The sequence below is a fragment of the Halovibrio sp. HP20-59 genome (genome assembly GCF_033052795.2).
GTDB lineage: Bacteria > Pseudomonadota > Gammaproteobacteria > Pseudomonadales > Halomonadaceae > Vreelandella.
In genome coordinates this window covers 23,579-35,102 of the sequence record NZ_JAWJUW020000010.1, presented here as the reverse complement: position 1 = coordinate 35,102, position 11,524 = coordinate 23,579, and the positions used below count along the sequence as shown (strand labels likewise).

Genomic DNA, 11,524 nt, shown 5'->3' with positions numbered 1-11,524 from the left:
GGTGACGTTACTGACCAAAGTGAACACTGAGGAAAGCCGCCCGACCGGCGTTGATATAATCAGCCGCTGTTTCATACTCTTTGTCAAAGGTATTCTCGACAGTTAACCGCGCCGTCCACATCGGCGCAAACGCCCAGCCGGCGCGCAGATCTACCAGGCCATAACCCCCGAGACGCTCTTCATTGTCGGCATCTTCGTAACGGTGATTCTGGGCAACCCAAGAGCCGCCCAGTGTCCAGTCGCCCAGTTCACGGTCAATATCCAGGCGCAGGCTTTCACTGGCACGCCGACGCAGACGGTTGCCGGTGTCACGATTTTCAGGGTCAGTGTAGGTCAGCGCCGCCTGAAGGGTCCAGGCGTGCAGCTCAATACCGCTGGACAGCTCAGCCCCGCGGATACGGGCATTTTCCACGTTTTGCGGGGTATCGACAAAACCGTCACCCGCCGTATCAACGTTGATAATCAGGCTATCAATGTCGGACTGATAGAGGGCTAGATCCCAGTACCAGCGGTTGTATTGAGCCCGAATGCCCAGCTCGCCGGTTGCAGAGCTTTCCGGCGCAAGCTCAGGGTTGCTGAACCCGGGGTAATAGAGCTGGTTGAAGGTAGGGGCCTTGAACGCCGTCCCATAGCTTGCCCGCAGCGTATGCACATCATCCATGGCGTAGCCAGCCGCTAGACTGCCGGTGACCTCATCGCCGTAGGCCTCGTTGTCGTCAAATCGCACACTGGCTTGCAGTGTGAGCGGAAAAAAATCCAACAGTCCCTGCGTAAAGATCGCTCGGTTATCGCGCGCCTCTTCGGCGTAGGTACCAAACCCCGTATCGCTGCCGTCGATGCTGTCATGCTGGTATTCAGCGCCGGCAATCAGCTCATGGGCACCATAGGAAAACGTATTTTCCCAGCGAGCGGTGCGCACCCTGGTATTGAAGACCGAGTCGCCGAAGTCTGCCACATTATCGCTCTCGTCACGTGATTCACTGAGCGTCAGGCGGCTTCGCCAGCTGTCCATGATGGCAAGCTCACCGTAAACACCCGCGACCTGCTGTACAAAATCATTCTCGCCGCGGTCATACTCATTATTACCGCGTGCGCGCAGCGCCAGCACGCCGATTTCACTGCCTTCCTCGAAGGTGTGCGACACCCTCGCGAGCGCCGAGGTGTTGTCGTAGCCTTTATTGTCACCACCACGGCGAACAGGCTGACCATCGGTATTGAAGTGGCTGCCCGCAAAGCTGTAGCGCGTGCCGCCCTCACGCCCTGAAACGCCTGCGCTTAACCGCTGGGTATTGAACGAACCACCACCCACTGAAATTCGCGGTTGCGGCCCCTCTTCGTCACCCTCAGGGGTAAACAGTTGAATCACGCCGCCGACCGCATCCGCGCCGTATAGGCTACCGCGCGGGCCCCGCACGATTTCGGCGCGCTCGAACATGCGCGGATCAAGGTATTGAAAAGCCGCACTGCCCGTCGTCGCCGAACGCAGGCGGATGCCATCTATGAGTAAAACGTTCTGCCCGCTGCCAGTGCCGCGAAGATAAACACTGCTGTTTTTACCAAAGCTACCGTTGGTAGAAACATCCACCCCGGGCTGGCCGCGGAATAAATCGGTCAGGCTGGTCGGGTCCTGGCGGCGTAGGGTGGCTTCGTCAAGAACGGTCACCGACGACAAGCTCTTATTGGCGGTTTGCGGCGCGAGGGCGGCCGTGACGACGACCGGGTCAAGCGCGGCCGAATCGCGACTCGCGTCAGCGGACTGGGCGTGCACAGCGAGGGGCAGCGACGCCAAGCTGAACATTGCCATGGCGGCACAGGCATGAAAACGGTATGACATAAGGATTTTCCTTGCTCGCTACGCTCACCCGCATAGCGTGTTTTTTGGCCAAGCATGGGCCTTGCAAGGAAGTCGCGCGCGAGGGAAAAACGCCGTTAACTGCCCCTAAAAGCGCCCACCGCGCTTGGCATATGTTGGTTGGATGCACAACCATGCTCTCGGGCCGGTCTCCGGGCTAACGAGCGAAAGGCCGCGCTTTAAAAAACACGCTTACTTTCCGAACGACCACCTTCCCATGCGTTTGCACAGTGGCGTCTTGGCCGCTCTTATCTCGATTACCGTTGCGGGGGCAGCGTTGGATTCACGCGTAACGTTCACCAACTTCCCGTTTAACTGACGGCTTTTCCACCGCCAGCACCTGAGAGTGGGCGTAAGCTAGCAACTTGCCGTGTGGAGGTCAATTCATGATGAGCTGCTAGAGTAAAGACACTGCGCGGAAAAGGAGACGGTCATGGTCGATTCCTCAGCAGCCGGTGTACCACGCTGGTTAAAGTTGGCTTTTACACTATGGATACTGGTCTGGGCGCCGAGCTACGTCGTGCTGCTGGGGCCGCAGAACTTCTTTTGGCTGTGTAACGTCGCGAGTTTTCTGCTGCTGGTGGCACTGTGGAGTGAGCAACGCACGCTGATGTCGATGCAGTGGCTAGCGGTGGCACTGGTTGGTAGTTTGTGGAGCCTGGACGTCGCCACAGCGGCGCTGACTGGCGTGCACCCCATCGGCGGCACCGAGTACATGTTCAACCCGGAGCATCCTCTCATGGCGCGGGTCATGTCGCTCTACCACGTGGTACTGCCGCTGGTGGCAGGCATCGGCGTTGCCAAGCTTGGTTATTCCCGTCGCGCCCTGCTGTGGCAGACTCTACTGACCTGGGTAGTGGTGCCGTTAAGCTACCTGTTCACCGAGGCCGAGCGCAATATCAACTGGGTGCACGGGCCCTTCGGCCAGCCCCAGGACAGCCTCAACCCCCTGCTTTACCTGTTCCTGCTGATGCTGATATGGCCGGCTGCGGTTTACCTGCCTGTGCATCTACTGATGATCGGCTGGCAGCGCTGGCGGCACCAAGCGTAGCTAATTACTTGGCCGCTAGCACCAACCCATGGCGCACATACCAGACTTGGTCAGCTCGGGCGGCGGCGTCCTGGCTGAACCAACCATTGAGATCGCGTAGGCGACGCCGCTCGGGCTGCATGGGTACAATCCCACGGCCCACTTCAGTGGCAATGATGATTAACGGCGCCTTTAACGCTTCGGCACGCTGGTAGAGCGGTGGCATATCGCCTTGCCACTGTTGGCGCAAGGCATCGTTTTCCGCATCTGCTAAAGCTGCTTCTAGCCACTCAAACACACCGGTTATCACCAGAGGTGTATCGGCAACCAGCATTTGCTGCAACGCATCCAACCGCTGACCCGGCGCTAGCCGATGCCATAAGGCGCTGGGAAAACGAGCCGTTACGGCGTCGCGTTTTCCAGCGCAGGCACCGCCGATGAAGAGCTGCATTGCCATTCTCCTTTTCCCTGTTCGTCAGTGTGGTAGATAAGCTGCCAGCGCCTGCCTTGGGCTTGGAGCACGGTACCGTCCCAGAAGTGAATCGTCTCAAAACGGCGGCGCAGTTCACGAATCACGCCGCCATGGGTGACTGCCAATACTTTTTTGTGTCCATCGGCGCGGGCATTAACTGCAAGGTCATGCAACCAAGCGTCTAAACGCTCACGTAGTTGGCCCGCCGATTCTCCGCCGGGAATTTGCAGTTCGCCCACGCTATCAATCCAGGCACGGTAATGGGGTAAGTATTTCAGCTCATCGTAAACTTTGCCTTCGTACTCGCCAAAATCGAGCTCGCGCAGGCGCGGTTCAAGCGATAGTGGCACGTTGGCTTTGGCTACTTCAGCCCACGCAAGGGTTTGCTGGCAGCGGTTAAGATCGCTTGAGTAGATGGCATCGAACCGCTCATCCACCAACGCGTCACGCAGTGCCAGCAATCCATCTTCAGCATCGGGAAACAGCAGCGGAATGTCCTGCTGGCCTTGATAGCGGCGCTCTAAATTCCAAGCGGTGATACCGTGGCGAACTGCCACCAACTCCACAGTAAGATCAGTAGCCAAAGCTCTCCTCCTTCAATAGTGGCGCCGACCATATCGCCGTTGATGCCGTTAAACAGTCGCAACATTAGCCAGCGGATTAGTAACACAAAAATAGCGATCGTTAGCATCATCAGTACGATCGCGGGTGCCACTAGGGCTATCAGCACGATCGGCGCCAGCGCAAGCGCCACATCCTGGCCACTAAGCGATTGCTGCCAACTCCAGGCCAAGCCCTTCTGCTGGGCGCAGGGGGTTAACACCAGTAACGCCACGCCCGCCCAGCGCCCGAGTGCGGGGATTACTAAGAGCCACCACCACGGTGCGTTATAAGCCAGCAGCGCCCAGAGCAGCACACCCTTCCAGGCAAGCAGAAACACCATCGACAGCATTCCGAAACTGCCAATTTGTGGGTCTTTGATAATTTCCCAGCGGCGCGCCAGCGGCTGATTGCTTCCCAAGGCATCGGCGATATCCATCACGCCGTCCAAATGCAGTCCGCCGGAGAGTGCTACCCACACGCCTAACACCGCCAGCGCAGTGATCGGCATGGGAACGTTGTGCATCGCTAACGCTAGCAGCGCCAACACGCTGCCAATAAAAAGGCCGACAAGCGGGTAGCTGCGCACCGCCCAGCGGCGGGTCGCGGGAGTCCAGGGGCAGGCGAACGGAACGGGAACCCGCGTCAGAAACTGCAGCGCCAGCAAGACACCGAACAAGGCATTTTTCAAAGCGAGCGCTCCTTATCACGCTTCCACTCCAGGGCGTAGCCTGCGACGACTTCGAGCACGGAATCGGCCTCTGCCGCGACCCAGCAGTGAGCCCGCTGTAGAAACGCCAGATAGCGCCAGGTTTCAGCATCCGTAGGCGGCAGCGCTTCGTTGATATCATTGGAGACAATCACTAGATAAAGGCTGCGCGCGCGGGCATCAGCCAGTGCGTTTGCCAGCAACGCTAAGCCTTCTTCTTCGCTTAGTTTACTGGCGTATAGGACTTGGCTGGCCCAGAGGGTTACGCAGTCCAGCAGCACGGCGCCACCATCAGGCACCTTGGCAATCGATTGATCAATATGCAGCGGTGCCTCTAGCGTTTTCCATTGAACGGTGTGCCACTGCCCTTGCCTGGATTGACGATGACGCGCCACCCGCTCAGCCATCTCGTCGTCGTATATGTCTGCGGTGGCTAAGTAGTAACAGGGCGAACTGCCTGCTGCACTCACTGCTCGCTGCTCGGCGATATCACTTTTGCCGGAACGCGCCCCGCCGCTAACGAAGACAATCATGCCGTTCCTTTTTCCAAAACATTTTTCAACACGCTTATCAGCCGTCGATTAGCAGGGGCATCGCGCAACGCCACTCGCAGCCAATCACCATTGAGTTCGGCAAAATTATGGGTATGACGTACTAAAATTCCCCGGCGGAGTAGCTGCTCAAACAGCACATCGCTGGTGATTGCCTGCGCGGCACTGGGCCGGATAAGAAAAAAACACGCCTGACTGGGTACGACTTCCAGCCCTAGTTGAGCAAGCGCTTGTGCCATGTGCGAGCGCTCGCTGGCCAACCACCGCTGGGTGCGTCGGGCAAAGGCATCATCTGCCAGCAATGGGGCCACAAGTTCAGCCGCGAGGTGATTGACACTCCAAGGTGGCTGGTGAGCCTGTGCTGCTTGAACCGTGGCCGCATCAGCCAGCATATAGCCAAGCCGGAGACCCGGCAGGGTATAAAACTTGGTCATTGAGTGGAGCAGTATCAGGTGCGGATAGCGCGCCAACAGCGGTGCCATCGACGCCCCTTGTGGCGTCTCGCCAAGCGTTTCACCCACCATGTCGATAAAGGCTTCGTCGACCACAACGCGGCAACCCATTGCAGCGGTGTAAGTCAACAGGTCTTCCATTGCTGACATATCGATAAGCGTCGCGGTCGGATTATTGGGACGGCATAGAAACAGCACATCAATGTCGTTAAGCCCAGCCGTTAGCGCATCGATGTCCAGCGTGAAGTGCGGCGCGGGCAGCGCGATCTCACTGATTGAAAGCCGATGGGCGCGGCAAGCGCGGGCATACTCGCCAAAGCTCGGGGTAATAATCGCCGCCCGCTTACCCGCATGCAGCGCGGCGGCGAGGAAAATAGCTTCGGCACCGCCGTTGGTGAGTAATACCTGTTCGGGCTGAAGCTGGTGGTGGGTTGCGATGGCCTGACGAGCAGCTGAATAATCGGGTGCGGGATAGCGTTCAAGACCTGTCAGTTGCTTAGCTAGCCAATCGCTAACCCACGCCGGAGGCCCCAAGGGGCTTAGATTGGCGCTAAAGTCTTCCAGACGATGATCGGCGGGCAAGCCGAAATGGGCCAGTAGCGTCTCGGCTTGGCCGCCATGCCTGGGCCATGGAACGTTGGGCAATAGAGGCGTACTCATAGCGATCCTCGCAGCGTAAACATCAGTCCAGCTATTACACCGGCAAGCAGCAACATAAACAGTATCCAGGCGCCGTGCATTAAACGAAGTGTGGTGTTGATATGGGTAAAACGCAGCTGTTCAAGCGGCTCGCCCAAGGTCGCACGGTGTGAGGCCTCGCCTGCATAGAAATTGGTGCCGCCCAACTGCACACCGAGCAAACGGGCCACCATGGCTTCTGGCCAGCCGGCGTTGGGGCTAGGGTGACGCGGTGCATCGCGGAAGGTGCCCCTCAGTGCGCCTTGCCAGCGCAATCGTACAACACCTGAAAGACTTAATAGCAAGCCTGCGAGCCACAGACACAGCGCGGTTAAACGTGCCGGCACCCAGTTAGCTAAATCATCTAGCTTAGCGGAGGCAAAGCCAAAATCGGCATAGCGCTGGTTCTTGTAGCCTACCATCGAATCAAGAGTATTAACTGCCTTATACGCCAGCGCTAGCGGCGCCCCGCCAATCAGGGCAAAAAACAGCGGTGCGGTGATGCCGTCAACGGTGTTTTCCGCCACGGTTTCCACTGTGCCCCGGGTAATCTCCGCCTCATCTAGATTTTGCGTATCGCGGCCGACAATCATCCCCAGCGCCTTACGGGTGGCAGGCAAATCGCCTTGAGTAAGCGGTTGGATCACGGCGCGGGCCGCGTCGCCCAGGCCTTTGATCGCAAGCGTAGTAGAGAGCAGCCAAAGCTCGGCGATCAGCGCTAGCCCTGGGTGCAGGCGTTCAAGCAGCGCCAGCGCTAGCCAGCTAATACCCCATACGCCGCCGACGACAAAAATGGTTAGCAGAAAGCCACTAACTCTTCGCTGCTGTGCAGTTCCGCGATTCCACAGCCGCTCAAAAGCGCTGATAAAGCGCCCGATCAACACCACCGGGTGTGGCAGTGAGCGCGGATCGCCAACCACTAGATCAATGGCGATCGCGAAGAGGATCAGAACAATACCGCCAAGCGTGGCGCTTGAGATCATGGTGATGCCTTATCGCTAACACCGGCATCGGTAAAGGTAGCCATTTCCGCCACCATCGCTGTTGCTGCTTGCAGCAGTGGAAAGGCAAGCGCCGCCCCGCTACCTTCTCCTAGCCGCATGCCCATATCGAGCAGCGGCTTAGCCTCCAGCGCTTTTAACGCCACATCGTGACCTGGCTCCTGGGAGCGATGACCAAAAATCAGATAGCCACGAACAGCGGGGCATAGACGGCAGGCGGTTAGCGCGGCAACGGTGGCAATAAAGCCATCCACAATAGCGGGCAAGCGCTGAGCCGCTGCCGCCAGATATGCGCCGGTCATGGCGGCTATTTCCAGGCCACCCAACTTGGAAAGCACCTCTAAGGGCGCCTGAGGGTCAGCATTCCGCGCAGCGATAGCACGTTCAATCACCGCCACTTTGTGCGCTTGCTGCTGTGGGTTAATCCCGGTACCGGCGCCCACTACGCTTGCCACAGCCTGCCCCGTCAGCACTGCCAGCATCGCGCTGCTGGCAGTGGTATTGGCGATGCCCATTTCACCCACTATGAGGCACTTTGCACCGGCCCTTTTTGCTCGGTCAACGGCCGCCACACCCACATCAATCGCGGCTATGGCTTGATCCAACTGCATCGCGTCTTCCACCACCATATTGGCGGTGCCTTGGCGCAATTTGGTCAAGGTCACCCCAGGCAGTGTTAAAGGCGAAGCAACGCCCACATCCATAATTTCGACCTGCGCGCCTATCTGACGGGCAAAGACGTTAATCGCCGCGCCGCCGCTTGCAAAGTTGGCCACCATTTGTGCGGTCACTGCTTGGGGAAACGCGGAGACACCTTCAGCAGCAACGCCATGATCCGCTGCAAATACGATAACGGCCGGTGGCGCAACGTTCGGTTTAAGCTCCCCGCTAATAGTGCTCAGCTGAACAGCTAGGTCTTCAAGGGAACCTAAACTCCCCGGTGGCTTGGTTAGCGTATCCAAATAGCGACGTGTTGCTTCACCCGCATCGCGGTCAACAGGTTGAATATGGTCAACAATGGGGTGCATGCAGGCTCCGGCTTTGTGAGGGCTCTCTCATTAATGGAAATCAACGATTCTTCAAAACGCAAAAGGGTAGCAAAAGCACGGATGCTATACTTGCAATTTCATCCATGGGTATCCCAACCTTTTATAATCTAGAGGCTTTCACCACGCCCCGTGTGTCAGGCGATAGCCACACTACATTAGGGTAATAAAACTACAAAGATGGTTTTTATTACCGTAAAGTCTCTTATATCGACCCTAAAAAATGTAAAATAACTACAAGTCTCTCACACCGTCTCTATCACGCAGAGGTCCCTATGCCGAGCTCAACACCTGCTACATTAAACTCCACCGTTGCTGAGGTGACTCAGCGCATTCGTGAGCGCTCTGCTGAGCGTCGTGCCCTCTACGAGCGGCGCATGTCGGATCAGCATAAACGTGGTGTGCACCGTTCTGAGCTAAGCTGCGGCAATCTGGCCCACGGCTTTGCTGCCTGCAACCCGCGTGATAAGGGCGAACTGAAGCTGATGAATAGCGCCAATCTGGGCATTATTTCGTCTTACAACGATATGCTCTCGGCGCACCAGCCGCTAGAAACCTTCCCGGAAACCATCAAAGCGGCGGCCCGGGACATGGGTTCAACCGCCCAGTTTGCTGGCGGCGTTCCAGCCATGTGCGACGGCGTCACCCAGGGGCAGCCGGGTATGGAACTCTCACTGTTCTCCCGTGATGTAATTGCCATGGCAGCGGCTGTGGGCCTCTCACACAATATGTTCGACGCCGCGCTGTATTTAGGCGTCTGCGATAAGATTGTGCCAGGGCTCTTCATCGCTGCCGCGCGCTTTGGCCACTTGCCAGCAATGTTCGTACCCGCAGGCCCTATGCCAAGCGGCCTGCCTAATAAAGAAAAAGCCCGCATTCGCCAACTCTACGCGGAAGGCAAGGTCGGCCGCGCTGAGCTGCTGGAGGCCGAGTCTGACTCTTACCACAGCCCCGGCACCTGCACCTTTTACGGCACCGCCAACTCCAACCAGCTAATGATGGAGATGATGGGTCTACACCTGCCCGGCACCTCTTTTGTTAACCCCGGTACCGAGATGCGTGAAGCGCTGACTCGCTACGCCACCGAGCAGGCGATTCGCAACACCGAACCCGGCGGCGACTACCGCCCGTTCTACAAGCAAATTGACGAGCGTGCCATTGTGAACGCCGTGGTGGGCCTACTGGCCTCCGGTGGCTCAACTAACCACACGCTTCACCTAATCGCCATGGCGGCTGCCTCGGGCATTACCCTCAACTGGGACGACTTCACCGACCTTTCCGCGGTCACGCCCAGCCTGATGCGGGTTTACCCCAACGGCCAGGCAGATATTAACCACTTCCAAGCAGCGGGCGGCATGAGTTACCTGTTCCGCGAACTGCTGGGCGCGGGCTTGATCCACGGCGATATCCCTACCGTGTTCGGCACCGACTTAACCGCCTATACTCAAGAGCCGTTCTTGGAAGATGGCAAAATAGTTTGGCACGAAGGGCCCGAGAAAAGCCTCGACGAAGCCGTGCTAAGCCCCGTCGCCACGCCCTTCGCACCAACCGGCGGCCTGACGGTAATGAAAGGCAACCTGGGGCGCGGTGTCATCAAGGTATCCGCGGTAGCCGAAGAGCATCGCATCGTCGAAGCGCCGATCAAAATCTTTGAAGACCAAAACGAAATGAAAGCCGCTTTTGAATCCGGCGCTTTGGACCGCGATGTGATCGTGGTCGTACGCTTCCAAGGCCCCAAAGCCAACGGCATGCCGGAACTGCACAAGTTAACGCCCTTCCTAGGTGTCCTGCAGGATCGTGGCTTCAAAGTGGCGTTGGTGACCGATGGGCGGATGTCCGGCGCATCGGGCAAAGTGCCTGCCTCTATTCATATGAGCCCCGAAGCGCTGGATGGCGGCCCACTGGCTAAACTGCGCGATGGTGACGTTGTGCGTTTAGATGCTAACGCAGGCACGCTTGAAGCCAAGGTCGATCCCATTACCTGGGCCAAACGCGAACTACAGATCGGCGAGCTGGATCACTACCACGTCGGCTTAGGTCGCGAGCTGTTTGGCGGTTTCCGCCATTTAGCCATGCGCGGTGAAGAAGGTGCCGGCGTATTTGGTGGTTTTGAAGCCGATGACATTGCTCGTCAGCAGGGGCAAATCTCAGAAGAGGATGCCTAATGCGACCGGCATTAATCGGCGATATCGGGGGAACCAATGCACGCTTAGCACTGGTTTCCCCCGGTGAAATTATCCCACGCGATATTTTGAACTTGCCCTGCGCCGACTACGCTGGCGTCACCGAGGCAGTGCAAGACTATTTAAACCAAGTGGGTGCCACGGGTGACAACGCCCCTAAAGAAGCCTGTTTAGCCTTTGCCTGCCCGGTCCATGCCGAGCGGGTAAAAATGACTAACAACCATTGGGACTTTATGAAAAGCGACGTTCAGCAAGCGCTGAATCTTTCGCTGTTTAAAATCATTAATGACTTCACCGCACAGGCGTTAGGCATTCCTCATGTGGCAGCCGAGGATCTGGTAGAAATCCAGCCCGGCAACACCCAGAGGCATGCAACACGCCTAGTCATCGGTCCCGGTACCGGGTTAGGCGTGGCCGGGGTATTCCCCGGCCAGCACGCCTGGATCCCACTGCCTACCGAAGGCGGCCACGTCACCTTTGCCCCGACAGACGCTACCGAGCGGGCACTGCTGGATGTATTTCTGCAGCGCCACAAACGGGTAAGCGTAGAGCGCATCTTGTGCGGTCAGGGTTTATTGGAGCTTTATCAAGCCTACTGCACCCTTGAGGGAATGGAGCCACGCTTTACCAGCCCAGCGGAGGTGACCACAGCAGCTAATGAAGGCGATAGCCTCGCCACTACTGCCCTGCTACGCTTTCTAAAAATACTTGGCGATGTGTGTGGCGATACCACCCTGACCATGGGCGCAAGGGGCGGTGTTTATCTATGCGGCGGCATTCTTCCCCGCCTGCTGGATTGGCTGCCAAGAAGCGAACTATGCACCGCCTTTGCCAATAAAGGCCGCATGGGTGCCTACAACACGGACATCCCCGTGTGGGTCGTCACCGCCCCTTGGCCCGGCCTGCTGGGTGCCGCCGAAGCGCTGCATAACGAAGAGGTTTTCTAACAA

The 11,524-nt window shown here is 57.8% G+C and carries 11 protein-coding genes and 1 riboswitch; of the genes, 3 read left to right on the top strand and 8 right to left on the bottom strand.

The annotated features are described in order from the left end of the window. Positions 1–7 precede the first annotated feature (7 nt). Positions 8–1,834 carry a TonB-dependent receptor domain-containing protein gene (locus RZA33_RS12340; RefSeq protein ID WP_317508020.1) on the bottom strand — a complete coding sequence of 609 codons (1,827 nt, stop codon included), beginning with the start codon at positions 1,832–1,834 and terminating at the stop codon, positions 8–10. 143 nt (positions 1,835–1,977) lie between these two features. Beyond that, positions 1,978–2,211: riboswitch (cobalamin riboswitch) on the bottom strand. A gap of 74 nt (positions 2,212–2,285) precedes the next feature. Here RZA33_RS12340 and RZA33_RS12335 point away from each other — a divergent pair. Then, positions 2,286–2,903, top strand: a complete 618-nt coding sequence (locus RZA33_RS12335) for a hypothetical protein (RefSeq protein WP_317508019.1) — start codon at positions 2,286–2,288, stop codon at positions 2,901–2,903. Between the two features lie 4 nt (positions 2,904–2,907). Here the strand turns inward: RZA33_RS12335 and RZA33_RS12330 are convergent, their stop codons facing one another. From RZA33_RS12330 to cobT, 7 genes are read right to left on the bottom strand one after another with little or no spacing between them, the layout of a single operon-like run. Continuing rightward, entirely contained in the window at positions 2,908–3,333 is a 426-nt protein-coding gene (locus tag RZA33_RS12330; RefSeq protein ID WP_317508018.1) for a bifunctional adenosylcobinamide kinase/adenosylcobinamide-phosphate guanylyltransferase, read from the bottom strand. Continuing rightward, entirely contained in the window at positions 3,285–3,938 is a 654-nt protein-coding gene (locus tag RZA33_RS12325; RefSeq protein WP_317508017.1) for a histidine phosphatase family protein, read from the bottom strand. The genes RZA33_RS12330 and RZA33_RS12325 overlap by 49 nt, the downstream gene beginning before the upstream one ends. Next, positions 3,875–4,645, bottom strand: a complete 771-nt coding sequence (gene cobS, locus RZA33_RS12320) for an adenosylcobinamide-GDP ribazoletransferase (RefSeq protein WP_317508016.1) — start codon at positions 4,643–4,645, stop codon at positions 3,875–3,877. Before cobS ends, RZA33_RS12325 begins: the two co-directional genes overlap by 64 nt. Next, positions 4,642–5,196 (bottom strand): bifunctional adenosylcobinamide kinase/adenosylcobinamide-phosphate guanylyltransferase, encoded by a 555-nt coding sequence (locus RZA33_RS12315; RefSeq protein WP_317508015.1) that lies wholly within the window; start codon positions 5,194–5,196, stop codon positions 4,642–4,644. The genes cobS and RZA33_RS12315 overlap by 4 nt, the downstream gene beginning before the upstream one ends. Continuing rightward, entirely contained in the window at positions 5,193–6,326 is a 1,134-nt protein-coding gene (gene cobD, locus RZA33_RS12310) for a threonine-phosphate decarboxylase CobD (protein WP_317508014.1), read from the bottom strand. Before cobD ends, RZA33_RS12315 begins: the two co-directional genes overlap by 4 nt. Next, positions 6,323–7,327 carry an adenosylcobinamide-phosphate synthase CbiB gene (gene cbiB, locus RZA33_RS12305; protein ID WP_317508013.1) on the bottom strand — a complete coding sequence of 335 codons (1,005 nt, stop codon included), beginning with the start codon at positions 7,325–7,327 and terminating at the stop codon, positions 6,323–6,325. Before cbiB ends, cobD begins: the two co-directional genes overlap by 4 nt. Continuing rightward, a complete protein-coding gene (gene cobT, locus RZA33_RS12300) occupies positions 7,324–8,373 on the bottom strand; it encodes a nicotinate-nucleotide--dimethylbenzimidazole phosphoribosyltransferase (protein WP_317508012.1) in 1,050 nt (349 codons plus the stop codon). Before cobT ends, cbiB begins: the two co-directional genes overlap by 4 nt. Before the next feature lie 293 nt (positions 8,374–8,666). Here cobT and edd point away from each other — a divergent pair, with 293 nt between their 5' ends. Then, entirely contained in the window at positions 8,667–10,556 is a 1,890-nt protein-coding gene (gene edd / locus RZA33_RS12295) for a phosphogluconate dehydratase (protein ID WP_317508011.1), read from the top strand. After that, positions 10,556–11,521, top strand: coding sequence for a glucokinase (gene glk / locus RZA33_RS12290; RefSeq protein ID WP_317508010.1), 966 nt, complete (start codon positions 10,556–10,558; stop codon positions 11,519–11,521). The genes edd and glk overlap by 1 nt, the downstream gene beginning before the upstream one ends. Positions 11,522–11,524 lie beyond the last annotated feature (3 nt).